Source organism: Gimesia aquarii (assembly GCF_007748175.1).
Classification (GTDB): Bacteria; Planctomycetota; Planctomycetia; order Planctomycetales; family Planctomycetaceae; genus Gimesia; species Gimesia aquarii_A.
Map to the genome: position 1 here is coordinate 3,985,396 of NZ_CP037422.1, position 16,971 is coordinate 4,002,366.

Here is a 16,971-nt window from a genome sequence, read left to right on the forward strand (position 1 = left end):
CTTCTCAATCTACCGAATGGTTAAAATGAAAACGGTTTTGGTATTCCCAGATCAAGATCCAGACTCGAAATCAATAACACGACGAGGTCAAGATGGGCAGAAGCTTAATCGTCACATTACTGTTTTCTCTGATATGTAACTTATCTCCCTCACTCCTGGCGGGAGACAAAACAGTCAGTCCCTCAGCAATCAAAACTGCAATACAGAAATCGATTCCTCTTATTGAAAAGGCATCTGCTGGCTCTGCGCGCGAGCGAAAATGCTTTACCTGTCATAATCAGGCAATGGCAGTGCTAGTGCTAGCTGAAGCAAAGAAACGCGGCTTTACCATTGACGAAGCCAACTTTCAGTTGCAGGTTGATCATACAGTCGCTCACCTCAAACGAGGATTGAAAAACTATCATTCCGGGAAAGGACAAGGTGGCGGTCCCGATACTGCTAGTTATGCCCTTTGGGCGCTCGAACTGTCAGATTATAAACCAAATACAATCACTTCAGCTGTCACAAGCTATCTATTAGAGCGAAACAAAGACAAAGTGCACTGGATTCGAAATTCCACCCGCCCCCCTTCCATGTCCAGTGATACCAATACGAATTATTTTGTGATTCGTGCACTGAAAACTTATGGCACTGAAGATCAGTCTCCTCTCATTGAAACACGCATCAAACAGGCACAACAATGGCTGCTCAAGTTAAAACCAGATTCAACAGAAGAACGGGTGTTTCAACTGCGATCCTATCTCTATCTGGACGTAGAAGAATCAATCGTCAAGACCTCGATCAGAGAATTGATTCAATTGCAAAACGAAGACGGAGGATGGTCGCAACTCCCCAGTATGAACAGTGACGCGTATGCCACCGGAACCGTACTCGTCGCACTATTGCGTTCCGGACAAGTTCCAACAGATGATTCCGTAATTATACGAGGGATTGCATATCTCCTAGACTCTCAGCTCCCAGATGGTTCCTGGCATATCATCAGCCGGGCAAAACCTTTTCAAACTTATTTCGAGACCGGTTACCCGCATAACAAAGATCAATTTATTTCAGTTACTGCCGGTAGTTGGGCAACAGTTGCTCTATTACTGATGCTCCCGGAAACGAAATCATAACGTTGAACTCTCATACCATATCAATGAAATTTGGATGAGAATAAAAATTGATTTCGCAATTTCGTTCCTTTCTGTTATAAAACGTCAACAACCTGAAACAGATGGGCCAGCCCATGACACAGACGCAGCCTGTTACATTAATGAAATATGAATCTCAGAAAGATCGCAGATTATGTTTACTCGTATCGCCAATGGATGGGAATTAACGAAACAAAGCTATCGTGTTTTGATGCTGGATAAAGAGCTACTTCTATTCCCACTCATGAGTGGCTTTTCCTGTTTGTTGGTACTTGGTAGTTTTGCGGCACCTCTCTGGAACAGTAAATATATCAATGTGATCATGAATGATCAGCAGGTCCCCCATGATCCGATCGCGTATGCGATTCTCTTTGCATTTTATTTCGTGAATTACTTCGTCATCATCTTTTTTAATTCAGGTTTGATGGCATGTGCGATTATTCGACTGAAAGGAGGAAATCCAACCGTTGGCGACGGATTCCGAGCTGCGATGAATCGACTGCCACAAATTGCAGGATGGGCACTGGTGAGTGCCACAGTAGGGTTCATCTTAAAAATGATCGAATCCCGCTCCGAAAAAATGGGACAGTTTGTTGCTGGCCTGCTCGGCATGGCCTGGTCAATTACGACCTACTTCGTTATCCCTGTTCTGGTTGTGGAAAAGAAAAATCCCTTTGAAGCCATGAAACGTTCCGTCGGGATTCTTCGTGAAACTTGGGGAGAGTCTCTCGTTGCCAATTTTGGGATCGGCATGATTGTCTTTCTCGTGATGATTCCAGTCATCTTGCTTATAGTTTCTGGTGGCTTTGTCATTGCGTCAGGAAATGTCGTCATGGGAAGCATCTTCATGGTCATCGGACTGATATTAATCTTGTTAATCTCGCTCGTTTCATCAGCCATTCATTCTATTCTCATCGCAGCACTTTATATGTTTGCCGCAGAAGATGAAGTCCCACAACAATTTGATCAGTCACTGATCGCCCATGCCTTTGCACACAAGTAGAGAGGCCTGATATCCCAGTCACATTTTTTGACAGGAGAGCGAATCGAAGAGATTTTAGGAACTTTTTCAGGAGTATTAATCTCTAATATGAAACAGTCTTGTTATTTGTTTCATATTAGAGAGGCTATCAGAAATCATGCCCAGACTTACGACTTCCACAACTGTTTGTTTGCTTATTGTCTGTACTCTGCTGGCGACCTCTGTCTCTCATGCGGCAGTCATTGTTGAGTTTAAGTCACTTAAAATCGACTTTACGAATCCTAAAGACGCCTCGGCTAAAGCCAGTTGGTCTCCTGCCAATAAATTATCGATAACCGATGAAGGACTCGGATGGGACGGACCAGCCAATGCTTCCGTAGATGGATGGATTCAAACGAAACCACTGGCCGTTGGCTTGTCGTGGAGAACTGCGACTTCGATCTCTCTGCAAGTCACCATTGATCCAAAACCTAAAGAATTCATTTTGCCCAATGGTCAAAAATCGACTCCTTACGCAGGACGGGTTTTTGCGCGGTATTCTCCCGACATGAAACACTGGTCGACCTGGCAGGAATTACAGTCTACCGATCTTGGTCAAAATCCTCCGAAAAAATCAGGAAGGCACTTCTCTGGCAGACTGACTGTCCCTAATCGTGCGAGACATCCATATGGACTTTTACTTTCCGAATATTCGAAACAGGATGTTCCCTGGAAAAGTGATGAGGAAGCAGCGGTCGACTGGATTTTGAAGCAGCAACCTGACTTCTTCTCGAAACATCTCCCTTTCATCGGTTATGTCGAATTTCTGTTTGAAGGAGGCATGTATGGAAATCAACGGATCCGATCCTTCAATGCGGATCTCTCATACGCCTTAAGTGGACTCCATGCCATTCCGAGAGACAAGGACGTTTACAAAAACCGAGATTCCGTTCCCTGGAGATTCAAAGCAACAGGGATAAAAAATATTGAGATACTACCTAATCAGAAATGACAATTATTTGAATGCATTCTGTTATTTTTCCGCATCCTGATCAACGTCTCTCCAAACCTGACGACACTCCAAAGGATAGTCCGTCAACATCCCATCGATTCCAGCAGTTCGTACTTGATTCCAAACAACAGGGTTCTGACGCGCCTCACCAGACCCTGCAAAATTAAAAAGAATCTGTTTTCCCTGTTTTCTGAGATGATCCACTTCCGCTTTTTCAGGAATATAAGTAAGCAGAAAAACATCCAGCAAATTCTCCTGTAAACGAGCATCGATACTCTTTCGGTTCACGTTCTGACCAATCCGAAGACCAGGATTCAACTGCTTCAGACGCTTGCTCATTGCTGCACTTTGGTCGAAGGCAAAACAATCATCAAATAGAGCATATTTTTCAATCAAATCAACGAGCTTCTTTTCCCCTTTGAAATTCACCTGCTTGATATTAAGAGCGATGATCGTACTATCTTTTTTTCTAGCTTTGATCAATTGAAGTGTTTGTTCCAATGAGGGAATCCGTGTCTCAGAAAAAAAAGGATCAAACCAACTCCCAGCATCAAGTTGCTGCGCATCGGCCCATGTAATATTTTGGATTGACCTTGCTCCCCCATTCGTTGTTCGTGCCAGGCTATCATCATGGATAATGACTAACTCACCATCTTTTGTTGTACGAATATCAAGTTCAAAACCAATCCTCAAATCCAGACAGGCACGAAAAGCCGGTAAGGTATTTTCAGGGGCATGCCGTAACAATCCCCGGTGTGCAATCAATACAGGATCAGCAGCCATCATTATCTGAGAAGTGATCAAAAAACTAAAAGCGATTGCCGTGTGGAAAAAAACTTGAAATTTCATCAACATCCTCGTCTGACATACGAAAGTCTTGAACTTGAAAACTCTTAATCACTAGTACAATAATAAAGAACTCGAAGATAAAAAGCAGGTCACTTGATCAAAGATTATCCTTGATGTCACACTCAAGTCCCATCTATCATCTTATTAACGGTTCATCTTGATCATGACACCAACTTTGGAAAACACCATGAAATACAAAACATCGCTGCTTCTGGCTCTGACATTCATGACAAACTCTTTATTTGCTGAAGAGGTTGAAATTCAGTTGAACTTAACAGCAAATAATTATCAGAACCACATCACACGATCAGCCAAACAGGGCTACTCTCTATTAGATGCCAGCGTATACCCTGGTAAAAAAGGAGATCGCTTTGCTGCCCTCAGCATCAGACGACGAAACCAGAGAGAGAGAAAATCACATCATGGTTTGACCAAACAGAAACTTGATGAAAAAGTAAGACAATACGCCGCAGAGGGATTTCAACCTGTTGCCATCAGTGGCTATGAAAAAAAAGGGACATCTCGATTCGCCGTAATATGGGAAAAGTTATATCAAGCTGATCACATTCTGAGGCATTCCTTAACAGATCAAAAACTACAGACAACATTAGAAGAATTAAAACAGCAAGGTTACGCCCCCGTCAAAATGGATGGCTACACGCTGAAAAACCAACCCATGCATGCAGGTATCTGGACCAAACAAACAAAAACAGCCTGGGAAGCAACCTGCAATATTCCCATCACTGATTTTCCCAAGGTACTGTCAGATTTTGCTTCTCGCGGATTTCGTCTCTCAGATCTCTGTGGATTCACAGTCAACGAGAAACCGTTTTATCACGCGCTCTGGCTAAAAGAGACTGACCCTGCCTGGATTGCGCAATTCCATTTATCGTTAGCTGACTTTCATAAGACGGTAAAAAAAATGAAAGCCGACAAATACCAATTAGCTAACATCGATGGATATCGCGTTAACAACAAGCCTTATTTCACTACAATCTGGGAACAGCCTGAGCCAAACCAGGAACTTTCCCTCCCAACCTGGAACACAGCAGACGAAATTCCGATCTCAGGATTAGATCAGAAAGAACTCTCTTCCCTCGATACTTCCATCAAGGAATTTCTTCTGGAACACCATCCTCCAGGAGCCTCCATCGCAGTCAGTTATCGTGGTCGACTCGTCTATGCCCGTGGTTTTGGGTATGCGGACAAGGAACTGAAACAGGTTGTGCAGCCCGACAACATGTTCCGAATTGCCAGCATCTCAAAGCCCATTACTGCGGTTGCTACTATGAAACTCATCGAGCAAAAAAAACTGTCATTGGACTCGAAAGTCTTTGACATTTTGAAAGATTATCAGAAACAGCTCGCCAAACAAGGTGTTGATTCGAGACTGAAAGAGATTACGGTTCGTCATTTATTACATCATACAGCTGGCTGGGACCGAAGTGTTTCATTTGACCCTATGTTCCGCTCTGTTTATTTCGCAAAGCAACTTGGCAAAACGCCTCCTGCGGAAATCGAAGACATTATTCAAATGATGATCAAGCAGCCTCTCGATTTTAATCCCGGAGAGCGTTACGCCTACTCAAATTTTGGTTATTGTTTACTAGGTCGAATCATCGAAGCCGTAACGAAGCACCCCTATCAACAGTATGTTGAAGAGGCCGTGTTCACACCACTACACATAACAAATACGAAAATGGGAAAAACGCTTTTGAAACACCGCAAGCAAAATGAAGTTAAGTATTATAGCCCCTCGCTTGGTACTTCCGTATTTGATCAGAACAACCCAAAGCGGGTACCATCTCCCTATGGCGCATGGTATCTGGAAGCAATGGATTCTCACGGTGCCTGGATTGCATCGGCCCCCGATTTAGTACGATTTGCTGCTGCTTTTGACAGAACTGATCAATGTCCGATTTTGAAAGCACCAACCATTTCACAAATGTTTGAACGCCCCTCTGGACTTGCCGGTTATGATGCAAATGGTAATCCTAAAGCGGCCTACTATGCTTGTGGGTGGATGGTGAGACCCATTGATAGTGCAGGCAATGCAAACCATTGGCACGCGGGATCTCTTTCAGGAACATCCACTCTGCTGGTGAGACGTCTCGACCGGATCAACTGGGCCATCTTATTTAACACACGAAATGGCAAAGACCAGAAGCGTCTCTCCTCGCTGATTGATGGTCCGATGCATGAATGGATTGATCAAATCGAACACTGGCCTGAAAAAGATCAATTCACAATAGACGAGTAAAGTCAGTTCGATCAGTGATTACACTAACTACTTCAAATGCGTATCAAAAAACTGGTAGGCAGTTTCACGTGTTTCAACAGGAAAGTCGTGTCCTGCTTTAGGGTAAACCGCCTGTAAGTTTTCTTCTTTTCCAGCTAGCTTATAAATTGGTTTTGCGATTTGAATGACATCTCTCACACCAGACACTTCGAAGTTACTGTCGCTAATCGGCGAACAAGCCAGGAAGGCCCGTGGTGCAAAACCTGCCACGATTTCCGTAAAATCAAAAGGTACCAAATCGGGATCATTCTGATATCGACTATTAATCAAAGGCATATAACGGTCACTGGTCCAGCCTTTCAGCTTTCCTCCATAATATTTGTGAAAACGCGTGAAACCACAACTGGAAACCAATGCCTTGATCCGCTCATCAAAGGCAGCCGTAAACATCGTATTATGCCCACCCAACGAGTGCCCGATGCAACCGATCTTGTCTCGATTAACATAATCTAACGACTGCAAAAGGTCTATCGATCGCATGTTGTCGTAGATCGCCTTCATCGTTCCGCTCCGATATTCAGGATGTGCCTTGAAATCATATGAGTATTCACCAAATGAAGGATAATCGGGAGCCAGCGAGACATAGCCACGCTTGGCTAATTCAAGTGCATATTTCAGATTGGGAAAACCTCGAATGCCAGATGGTTCTTCTTTGCCAATTTTTGAATTGGTCTGATGCAGACACAATACTGACGGCACCGGATGTTGTTTCGTGGCGGATTGAGGAACAAACAAATAAGCGTGCACTCTTTGTTTGGGGTCATCCGTATGATAGGAAATCTTGAATCGTTTGGTGGAACCAATCGTGTTTTCTTCGAGTACTTTCATATCTAATGGGATTGGCTTCACAGGATGAGGTAATTCTCCCATAACGGTTTGCATATTCGCTAGTATATGGCTCCTGCGTTTTTCCCAATCGTTCCACGTTTTGATCGGCTGTTTTCCCCCTTTTTGATCCAGATAATAAGATAGATCAAGGTGCTCTTGATAAACAGGAGTCCTTTTACTCTCCACCTGCTTTTGCCCCGAAGCCATGAGCCAGGATACACTCGCCAAAAAACAAATCACTAGTCCAAAGAATCTCAACATCCTGGGCTCGCCTTTCGGTCAGGAAACAAATACAGTTCAGGCAGTCTCTCGGAAAAGCTCTATTTAACTTTTGCCTGTTTCTGTTCCTCTTTCACAGGCTCTGCAGGTGCGACCAATGTATTTTTAATAATTGATTCCTTCAGTTTTTCGTGATCTGACTCAACATCAATCAGCAAGTTATTTCCAAAGATAACATGTGTCGTCGGTTCAATCACTTCGACAGCCTTAGGACGCACCGAAGAAAATAGATTTCCAGAAACTGTCACACCGCGTGTTTTATCTAGAATCAGCCCGGCAGCTTTCAGGTCATTAGTACGACGCTTGACCTTTCCATTGCCAATATAACTATTCGAGAAATTATTACCTGTCACGGTAATCCTTCCCGATTTCGGCCCTATCTTAAGTGCATCTGCCGCTAGCAAAGTAAATGTGTTCGCGCTCACAGCACAGCCATGTGCATCGTCAAGTATAATTCCACTCCCATTATGGGCAATCACATTCGCAGACAGTGTGATACCATAACATTCCTTATCCAAAACCACTGCCCTGCCCTTACACTCTTCAATCATGTTGGCGCAGACTATAGAGCCATAAGTATTTTCAATAATCACACCATCGCGTAAATGGTCATCCAGGTTATTACCACTCATACATAGATTAAAACCATCGGCACAACGCAGTGCGTCCAGGTTTTCCTCAAAATGATTTGCCGATACAACGATATCGTGACAACCGATAGTATTTAGTCCCGTGGCTTTGTTATAGGTAATCAGACAATCAGAAACACGCGGATCTTCAAAACAGAAATCGAGAAAAATTCCATCGTTACCGTGATAGCTGCAGGTTACTCCATGGATGTAGATTTCCTGAACCCATTTTGCATTGATACCACGTCCACTTTTTTCATTTCCCGTCAGTCGAAAATTTTGTAACTGCACACGCCAGATTCGAGGCTTCGGATCTTTCTTACCATTCGGCAGCTTGGCATCTTGCGGCGGATGAATAGCAATCGCATCATTACCAGCTTCATTTTTATTATGAATGTGTGTTGCCGAGCCGGAACCGATTAACAGGACATCCCCTTTAGTAATGACCAGAGGTTCTTCGATCTCAAACTTGCCAGGCGGTAATTGCACGACTCCCCCTTCAGCAGGAATCGCATCGATGGCCTCTTGAATTGATGCATAATTGATCGCATGAATCACAGGACGGGAACCAGCCAGTTTTGATTTAATGGGAGAGTTTGAATTTTCCTGACCAGCAGCAATGAAGCTCAAATTGAAATTGATCAGCAGAGTGACAAAAAAGAAGGAAAACGCAAAAGCAATTTGAGAACGTTTCATAGCAGGCAGGACCTCTCGTTAATTTGAAGCAGATGCAGTTGAAGGAATTAAGTGCACACTGGAATGCCTCAGCATTCACAATCAAATTTGAAGAAAATGATACTGAAACACAACAATTTAACTTTCTTACTTAATTAGATACTATAACAACCAAATCTGTTTAGAGAGTCAAGCGGCAACCGATTTCGATCCGACAGTGAAGGTGATTTAAAAGAAATGAGTGTCAGAAAAGACGTTCTCGTCCAAATCAATTTTATATCGTTTTAAGCCTAAATTCGATGCATATAAAGGGGTATCAATCCCACATAGCCCCACACGGCTTGTTTTTTAGACAGGGATTGCTAGAATCCCTCATTGCAACAGTTGCATCCTGATTCTATTCCAGTAACATAAGGAATAACAACAAGTTGCACCAGCAAAACTAAAATATATGGATACTGAGAAAACCAATTCTGAGTTTTCTTAGTAACCAGATAATCGTAAAACTGTCTATTAAAAAATAAGCACCCGTAGCTCAACTGGATAGAGCACCGGTCTTCGGAACCGGGGGTTAGGGGTTCGAATCCCTTCGGGTGTACTTAACTTACGTCAAATAAGGCTCTCGAGTGTACCTAGGTACGCACGAGAGTTTTTTTCATTTGGGGCCTCAAAATCACTGAGTCGAAAGAGAAATTATCTTTCCCCAATAATGCGTTTTAGGACTTCAGTATCTTTTTGAACATTGCCTGGAGCATAGTGTTTGCGTGTGGTCTCCCACGAAGAATGTCTCATAACTCTACAGATTACTAGAGGTGGTACACCCGCATTTCTCAGACGCTCTCCACAGGAACGTCTTAGATCGTGAGCCGAAGCAAATTTGACATCCCGTCCCGTTTTTTTATCAGCTTCTTCAACAATGATTTGAGCTTCTTTCCCGATTCGGCCAATGACCTTTGCAACCCAATCAGCATCAGGACGTCTATGAGCTATCTTTCTTCCAAGGCGCAATTGGAGCGACTTTGGATTAAACACCCAATCTTTTCGCTGACTCTCAGGAGTTTCCAATAAAACAGATTCAAAGCCAGATAGCATTGGAATAGTTTCATGTGTGACGTTCTTCTGCATGGCCGCTGGTATTTCAAGTATCGGGTGTTGACCTTGTTGCCAAATGGGCCGAATAGTCCCAGGTTGATCCCAGGAAATATGCATCAGTTCCTCAATTCTGAACGCAGATTCCCAAAGTCCTCGAATCACATAGTCCCACGAGGTTGCCGCTTCCGCACCAACAACCTTTTCAACGACATTGAGCATTTCCTGAAATTCGCTCTCTGTAATTGGTCTACCTCTCATTGACTTTATTCTTGAAGTTTTAATACGAGGCAGCTTAGGCTTATTGGAAAGCCAATCCTGTAAATAGGCCCAATTGAGCGCAGCTAAAATGCTTTTCATGTAACCTCGCACTGTGTGAGGTGAACGAGGCTTCTTTTTAATGCTCAGTTCTCCCGCGAGAAGCTTCGCCTGTAATTTTTGAAGTGAAGATGGCTGAGCAAAGTCACCCAGCGTCTTTGGCTTCATTATACGCTGGGCAATATCTAACCGATTCTCAATATCCAAAGCCGTTCGTTTTCTTACTGACGTCAAATGAAGAACTCGATACTCTTCACGAAAACTATCCCAATCCATTCCAGGGCCGAATACTTTTTCTTTTTCAGGTTGAACTTCAAGACCGAGTAATAGTTTGGCTTCGATCTCAGACTTCAATTGTTCTGCATCATCAATATCGCGACTTCCAGCTGAAATCCGTATCTCTTTTTTTTCGATGGGGCAAGTATACCTGACCTGGAATGGTCGATTCGCAGGTTTCGCAATTCGAACCTTGAGTGGTTTGACTTTAGTTTTTTTGTCTCGTTTTTTTGCTGACATATTCCCTGAACCCTTGACTTCGACAAGCTATCTTTAATACCCAATTATGTGAGTACTAGCTTTCAGAGGTGGGATGACGGGCATCTTCGGGATTTGAGTTCAATACATATTCAATCCAATCGCGTCCATAGACATAGCCCTGTTTATGTAAATAGGTAACTCTAAGCCCTGCCCGCCTGGCAGAACGTAATGTAGCATCAGAAACTCCTAGTCGTTTTTTAAATGTCTTAAGTGTATATAGTTTTTCAGGACTGATAAATTTGTAAAACTCTTCATCCTTCGCTGCTATGATCTTTCTTTTTCTGGATTGATGTTGTGGAGTTTGCTTGGGACTCCGATTCTCCGAATTCGTAATTATCTGAAGTACTCGCCGCTCTTCTTTAACAACTAGATTTTTTAAATTCAAATATTCTTCACAGTCTAGTACCCATAATTTTCCAAACCACCTTTCCGGAGGGTTTAGAAAAATAACCAAAGCTTTATGAAAATTTTCCGCAGTAAAAGAATTCATACCTTTAGGCAAAAAGTGTACTAATTGTCCACTCTTTACTTGCTCTAGAGATGGCTTTACATTTTCGTATGCTTCTTCCAGATCTCGATAACTAAGATTTTCCCAGTCAGGTACTGCGTTTTGACCATAAATTTGCAAATATTCTTCGTTGAGATCTATTGTTCTCCAAAAATCGTTGAAACTTGCTAATACACTCATTATTTCCTCCAATACTCCTTGAGATATTTCTTTTCAGAAATACATTTGTCAGATCAACAGCAGAACTGTTAAATAGCGTTCGGTTCAAAAAGTGTCCAAACAAAAAGTTGTTTTAGAAAGGCACATTGCACCGAATTCCAAATACCTAAGACTGATGCACATTGTGATTCATTGTGTTTGGGACACTAAAATATCAACCAATCGCGCACTACAAAGCATGTGGTTTAACAATTGATATCTTGCCCCCGACTACTTTAAGCCGCTTTCCGCTCAAACGATTTTACCAAACCACCGATGTGTGAAACCACTTGGACTTCATCCAACGATAATTTCTCAACGTCATCTGGAAGTTCTCGAATCGGTGGTAGATGGTCTCGCGCTGTATGCGAGCGGCATGTGTTGTAGTACTCCGTAAACTCAGAGACTAGATGGTCGAGATGCTGTTTACCGAAGATGATAAACTTCGCCAGGCATTCCAACTTAATCATTTCAATGAATCGCTCACATTTTCCATTAAGATTCGGAGATGCTATCGGAAGTGGATTTGCCTTGATGTCGGATTGCTGCAAAGTCTCTGTGAATTCCTTCGTATATTTCCCATCACGGTCATGAATGATCATTGACGGTTTGACTTCTCGCCCCCTGCTCTGCTCTATGAACTTCTGAGTTTGTTCACAAGCCCAGGCTGAGTTGGGATGCTCCGTGGATTCAGAAACAATCGCTTCCCGAGTTTGTAAGCAGAGAAACACCAGCACATACAAGTTACGCATCCCTTTTGTTGTCACTGATTTGACTGAGAAAAAATCGCAACCCCAGAGTGTTTCACCATGCCGCTTGAGAAATTCATTCCACGAGTCGGAAGTGCGATCCGGACCGGGTTCAATACCTTCTTCCTTCAATATATTTCGTACAGTCTGTCGGCTAATCTTTTTGATACCCAGTTTTCGAAGCTCTCCTATGATGCGGGTGTAGCCAAAACCAGTTTCAATGGCAATTCTGATGACTAACTCACGAATCTCCTGAGGCTTTCGTTTACCACCTTTAGGATTTTTGAGCTTGGGTCTGCCAATCTTCTTGTCTCTAACCCACCGGGCAAATGTCGCTGGACTGACAATCGAAATCAGTTCCTCAATGGCTCGACCAAGAACCTTTCCATACTTCAACAGAGTTTGGCGTTCTTCGTAAGTTGTATGGATTTGCTTCGGCAGTCTGGAACGCAGAATCGCATTCTCGTGTTTGAGGTATTCGACATATTTAGCCAATTCGTTATCAGTTGCGGAAGCGATTAATGCCAATAGTGGGTGTAAAATTCTGCTCATGAGTGTATTGTCGGTATGCGGTAATTGTGGAAGCGGTTACACATTCGTTTTACCCCACTGGATGGCTGATAAAAAACAAAAATTCGATACGCGAATGTGAAATTTCAAACCACCTTCAAATGACCTGTTCAAATACCATAGATTACCTAGTCAGAGCTTTGGAGAAGCATTCGAACCCTCGAACCTTTAGTCAGTTCGCTCGAGAATTCCCCCCACTTATCCCCCCACTAATACGCGTTATCAAAGCAAAAGCAAAGTATTGTCAAATCGTGGTTGAAGTAAATTGCCTTGAAAAACAGGCGTTTGTGAAGCATAAGCAAAGCATGGTTAAAGCTACTCCGGTCTTCGGAACCGGGGGACCAACGGCTGTATTTTGCATCGGATCGATACGCGTCATCATCATGAGTCGAGCCACTTATGATTGGTCTGATGAGCAAATTCGTACTGTTGGTTTGGCCCCGCTGGATGCTAAATTCATTGTTGCTAAAAATCCGATGAACTACCGTTTTGCTTATGGAACGATTGCTAAAGCAATATTTGTCCTGGATAAACCAGGACCAACACCGGCAACATTGAAACACGTTCGCTTCAAAAAGCTCCAACGTCCCTATTTTCCAGCGGACCTGAATATTCCAGGATTGCAACCGTCGATTTTGAATTAATGTCAAGCAGAACATCACAACAATCATTCCACAAAAATCGATTCTCTACTATAACACACCCGTTCGGTTCAAAGTGTGCTAAATGTGGAAGCGGTTACACATTCGTTTTATCCCGCTGGACAGCTGAGAGAAAACAATTAATTAGCCGGAGACCGTGAGATTTGAAATCACACCCAGATGACGCATTCAAATTCAATAGATTACCTGATCAGAACTTTGGAGAAACCTTTGAACGCTCGAACCTTTAGTCAGTCTGTTCGAAAATTCCCCCTATTTATCCCCCACAAATACACGTTGTACAAGGAAAAGCAAATCTAGATTAAAGCGTAATCAAACTAAATGGCCCTGAAAAACAGGCCTTTGTGAAGCATAAGCATAGAGCATTGTAAAGCTACTACGATCTTCGGAACCGGGGGCCCCTTTGAGATTGATGACTGTAATCGCCTGTGCACATTTCGGAGAGAACATAACCAGAGACTACCAGTTCGACTCTGGTTGATTCGAGTCATAGTTCGCTAGTTAATTTTGTAAGCATTTATAAAGTCATGAGTAACAAGACTTCTTTATCCCAGGAGCAATTTTATGTAATCAGAAGATTCTTACTGCGTTTTTACATCATTTTGTTTTTGTTCATCGACGGCTTTATGATGCTCCCAGTTTCCGGATGCGCCAGTTCGTCGTTCATCAAGATTTTTGAGAATGTCAGCTTTACCGTATAGCAAAATCGTGTCATTGACCTCAAGCCTGGTATTCCCACGTGGAGCACCAATATAAGTCGTGTCAGGCTTTTCGATACCAAGCACTAACACTCCTTCATCATCTAACTTTAAGTCAGTGAGATGACGGTTAGCTAGCCAATCATCACGATTGACATTAAGTTCACTAACGATGTAGTCATCGGTCAGACGTAATAGACCGGCATAGTCTCTTAGTTCAAGGTCTGTCCAGCGTTTGAGCGCGCGTTGAATCAATCGTGACATGTGCTTATCCACCCAATCGCTGTAAGCAATAGCCCAAAGTGCTGACAAACAGATGGCGAGTATTCCGATCCGTAACCACAGCCCACTACTCGACTCAGTTCCCATGAATGACAGGATGAGTGACGAAATTGCTGTAACAAACCCGGCATTACCAAAAATCATCAGAGTCATAATGATCCGACGACGGACTGGGTGTCGCATTACTTTCTCGGTTTCGCTCGTCGTAAATCCCGTGCTGGTGAATGCAGAACGGGCCTGAAACCGGGCTAGTTGTGTAGAAAGACCAGTCAATGACAAAGCAACTGTAGCCACACGCACGACAATCATCGAGATAATGACAATCACAATCAGCGAAACAATAGCAAACATAATCCCTCGCAATTACAGTCAGTTGATCTGAATTAAAATATATTTTTTAGGCATTCAAAAGTTTCTTATCAGGATTTTTTCAAGTCAATGCAGGTGATAGTAGATCTGTCGAATCTTCTTCAGGATCTCGTGCCTGTTGGCTTTGGCGTTTTATGTCGACATACTCATTCATGAGGTCACCTTCTCCACTTGAATCTAATATATCGGTTTGACTCTTTGACGTTTGCTCCGTAACCGCTTTTTGCCTTGAAACCTCTTGGTGCTCAACCTCGTCATTTGCATCAAGCATTCGAACGGGCACCGCATCAGGGAAAACAACTTCTCGGGCATCGTCGGGCATGGAGATTCCCTGTTCTTCAAATGTTGCTTTTACTTGACGCATCAATGCAGAATTCACTTTGAGGTGACTATATTTACTTCCATCAATCCAACAGAACATTCGGAGATTAACAGTCGATGAAGCGAGCTCTTCAATCAACACCGTTGGTTCAGGATCGTTGAGCACTGCTGGATGGTCCAGCATAATATCCTTCGCAATCGATTGAGCTTCGCTTAATGCAACATCGTAACCCACGCCAATCATGAAATCGAGACGTACTTTGGGATTCGAGGTGTAATTATGAATCACACTCTTATAAATTGTGGCATTGGGAATCTGAATGTGATTACCTTCGAGCGACATGAGTAATGTACCACGTGTATTGACTCGCTGGACAAACCCTTGGATCCCTTCTACTTCAATCAGATCACCATACCGAAACGGGTTCTGCATACTGATAAGTACGCTGGCTAGAAAGTTTTCAGCAATATCACGGAATGCAATTCCAATGATCAATCCTAATAACCCAGTCCCTCCAATCACCGTTGCAGCCAAGCGTGTGAGTCCCGAAACCTGCAAAATTAAATAGACTCCGAACAGCAAAACAATCATAAGCAATCCTTTTCGAAGAACGCTTCGCAACAGTCGATTTTTGATACGTTTGAGTAGCGTGAGATCGGCAATGAGTCCGGTAAGAAACATGCCAAACAATGTTAATAATAAAATCACGCCTGCAATGAGAATCATCGGGATTGACTGAGCTAAATTACGTCCCAGCTTTTGCAGAGAGAGAAATGAAGAACTGAAATCCCATATATCAGGTTCTTTAACCTCGATACGATTTACAACAGCGACCACATCTTGTGTACTGCGTGCGAGATCCCCTGCCCAGGTGTAATACTTGATGTCATCCGTCGATCCCGAAAGAAAGGCCACACCTTCATCAACGCGGACAGAGGGCTGATAGTACCATTCCGTTACCTCAAGGATTCGCGTTAATCGTAGAGAAATGTCTGAGTCCTCAGCGGCCGGCGTCACATTAACGGATTTTGGTGCTTCGAGTGTTTCATTATCATCAAGGGGCTTTACTTTCTGAGGTTCTGAAGGGACATCATCTTGTGCGGTAGAATCTGTTGCTATACCACCAATGACTACAAAGATAATAAGCAGGCCGTTCAGATAAGGCATGGAACTCTCCAGTCAGGTTTTCATCCAAGATTACAGCCAAACAAATTATTTTTTTGCAATAACCCATACGGCATGGACCAAGCCCGGAACATATCCACACAAAGTAAGCAGAATGTTTAACCAGAAATGCATTCCCAGTCCCACCTGCAAGAGAACCCCAACAGGGGGTAGAATGATTGCCAAAATAATACGCAAGATATCGGCTACCGTGGATGAAGGTTGACTTGAAGGCATCGTCTCAGTCCTTTCGGTTACATGTTCAGAGTACTGCTACCATGAAAACGCAATTGGATTTTATGTCAAAGATTCATCTAAAATAATTATTCAGCAGGAACAGGAAAAATCGCTTCACGCTCTCCGAATGCTTTATCAAGATCGAGCAAGGCCGCAGGATCATCGGCAACCATTTTTATGTGTGCCAGATTCATTTGTGCTGATCTCTCTTCTTCAACCTGTTCTGTGATGAACCACTGCAGTTCTGCTGAAGTAGCATACGCTTTTTCTTCAAACGCAAATTGTAAAATTGAATTGATACTACGAGTATTCTCTTTTTCCTGATCGAGAGCCGCTTCAAATATGTCAATAACGGTTGTAAATTCGATTTTCGGTTTTTCAATTTGCTTTAAGATTACCGATTTACCACGATCGATTAGAAACCAGCGCAGTTTCATAGCGTGAGTATATTCTTCTTGCGCCTGTGAATTCAGCCATTTCGCAAACCCAGGAAAGTAATTCTTGCTACACCATGTTGACATGGCCAAATAACCATACCAGGCATCTAGCTCAAGATGGATTTGCTCATTAAGTCGCTGAAAAACTTTCTCGTCGTTCGGATACATG

General features: G+C 43.0%; 16 protein-coding genes and 1 tRNA gene. 6 read left to right on the top strand and 11 right to left on the bottom strand.

Annotation, left to right across the window (positions count from 1 at the left end):
* The first annotated feature begins 92 nt into the window (after positions 1–92).
* From V202x_RS15300 to V202x_RS15310, 3 genes are all read left to right on the top strand, one after another.
* Complete coding sequence (locus V202x_RS15300; RefSeq protein ID WP_145176565.1) at positions 93–1,112, top strand: prenyltransferase/squalene oxidase repeat-containing protein; 1,020 nt, start codon at positions 93–95, stop codon at positions 1,110–1,112.
* A 172-nt stretch (positions 1,113–1,284) separates the two neighbouring features.
* Positions 1,285–2,133 carry a DUF6159 family protein gene (locus V202x_RS15305; RefSeq protein ID WP_145176568.1) on the top strand — a complete coding sequence of 283 codons (849 nt, stop codon included), beginning with the start codon at positions 1,285–1,287 and terminating at the stop codon, positions 2,131–2,133.
* 136 nt (positions 2,134–2,269) lie between these two features.
* Entirely contained in the window at positions 2,270–3,103 is an 834-nt protein-coding gene (locus V202x_RS15310) for a hypothetical protein (protein ID WP_145176571.1), read from the top strand.
* Positions 3,104–3,124: 21 nt separating this feature from the next.
* On the opposite strand, the gene V202x_RS15315 is transcribed toward V202x_RS15310, so the two are convergent.
* Complete coding sequence (locus V202x_RS15315) at positions 3,125–3,952, bottom strand: glycerophosphodiester phosphodiesterase (RefSeq protein WP_197992891.1); 828 nt, start codon at positions 3,950–3,952, stop codon at positions 3,125–3,127.
* A 187-nt stretch (positions 3,953–4,139) separates the two neighbouring features.
* Here V202x_RS15315 and V202x_RS15320 point away from each other — a divergent pair, with 187 nt between their 5' ends.
* Positions 4,140–6,212 carry a serine hydrolase gene (locus V202x_RS15320; RefSeq protein WP_197992892.1) on the top strand — a complete coding sequence of 691 codons (2,073 nt, stop codon included), beginning with the start codon at positions 4,140–4,142 and terminating at the stop codon, positions 6,210–6,212.
* A gap of 27 nt (positions 6,213–6,239) precedes the next feature.
* Here the strand turns inward: V202x_RS15320 and V202x_RS15325 are convergent, their stop codons facing one another.
* Complete coding sequence (locus tag V202x_RS15325) at positions 6,240–7,340, bottom strand: alpha/beta hydrolase family protein (RefSeq protein ID WP_232098520.1); 1,101 nt, start codon at positions 7,338–7,340, stop codon at positions 6,240–6,242.
* A 59-nt stretch (positions 7,341–7,399) separates the two neighbouring features.
* Positions 7,400–8,683, bottom strand: a complete 1,284-nt coding sequence (locus V202x_RS15330) for a right-handed parallel beta-helix repeat-containing protein (protein WP_145176580.1) — start codon at positions 8,681–8,683, stop codon at positions 7,400–7,402.
* A 503-nt stretch (positions 8,684–9,186) separates the two neighbouring features.
* Between V202x_RS15330 and V202x_RS15335 the strand changes: the two genes are divergently transcribed.
* A tRNA-Arg gene (locus V202x_RS15335) sits at positions 9,187–9,260 on the top strand.
* Between the two features lie 95 nt (positions 9,261–9,355).
* Here the strand turns inward: V202x_RS15335 and V202x_RS15340 are convergent.
* The 3 genes from V202x_RS15340 to V202x_RS15350 all read right to left on the bottom strand — a co-directional run bounded on the left by V202x_RS15340 (position 9,356) and on the right by V202x_RS15350 (position 12,613).
* Complete coding sequence (locus tag V202x_RS15340) at positions 9,356–10,585, bottom strand: site-specific integrase (RefSeq protein ID WP_145176584.1); 1,230 nt, start codon at positions 10,583–10,585, stop codon at positions 9,356–9,358.
* Between the two features lie 55 nt (positions 10,586–10,640).
* Positions 10,641–11,294 carry a hypothetical protein gene (locus V202x_RS15345; RefSeq protein WP_145176587.1) on the bottom strand — a complete coding sequence of 218 codons (654 nt, stop codon included), beginning with the start codon at positions 11,292–11,294 and terminating at the stop codon, positions 10,641–10,643.
* Positions 11,295–11,548: 254 nt separating this feature from the next.
* Complete coding sequence (locus V202x_RS15350; protein WP_145176590.1) at positions 11,549–12,613, bottom strand: integrase core domain-containing protein; 1,065 nt, start codon at positions 12,611–12,613, stop codon at positions 11,549–11,551.
* A 119-nt stretch (positions 12,614–12,732) separates the two neighbouring features.
* Between V202x_RS15350 and V202x_RS27540 the strand changes: the two genes are divergently transcribed.
* Positions 12,733–13,275 carry an MlrC C-terminal domain-containing protein gene (locus V202x_RS27540; RefSeq protein ID WP_232099015.1) on the top strand — a complete coding sequence of 181 codons (543 nt, stop codon included), beginning with the start codon at positions 12,733–12,735 and terminating at the stop codon, positions 13,273–13,275.
* Positions 13,276–13,605: 330 nt separating this feature from the next.
* Here the strand turns inward: V202x_RS27540 and V202x_RS27545 are convergent, their stop codons facing one another.
* The 5 genes from V202x_RS27545 to V202x_RS15375 all read right to left on the bottom strand — a co-directional run bounded on the left by V202x_RS27545 (position 13,606) and on the right by V202x_RS15375 (position 16,970).
* Complete coding sequence (locus V202x_RS27545; protein ID WP_197992894.1) at positions 13,606–13,743, bottom strand: hypothetical protein; 138 nt, start codon at positions 13,741–13,743, stop codon at positions 13,606–13,608.
* Between the two features lie 131 nt (positions 13,744–13,874).
* Entirely contained in the window at positions 13,875–14,624 is a 750-nt protein-coding gene (locus V202x_RS15360) for a TrkA C-terminal domain-containing protein (protein WP_145176595.1), read from the bottom strand.
* 79 nt (positions 14,625–14,703) lie between these two features.
* A complete protein-coding gene (locus V202x_RS15365) occupies positions 14,704–16,131 on the bottom strand; it encodes a mechanosensitive ion channel family protein (RefSeq protein ID WP_145176598.1) in 1,428 nt (475 codons plus the stop codon).
* Positions 16,132–16,176: 45 nt separating this feature from the next.
* Entirely contained in the window at positions 16,177–16,365 is a 189-nt protein-coding gene (locus V202x_RS15370) for a YqaE/Pmp3 family membrane protein (protein ID WP_145176601.1), read from the bottom strand.
* An 86-nt stretch (positions 16,366–16,451) separates the two neighbouring features.
* Positions 16,452–16,970, bottom strand: a complete 519-nt coding sequence (locus tag V202x_RS15375; protein WP_145176604.1) for a ferritin — start codon at positions 16,968–16,970, stop codon at positions 16,452–16,454.
* Position 16,971: the final 1 nt, after the last annotated feature.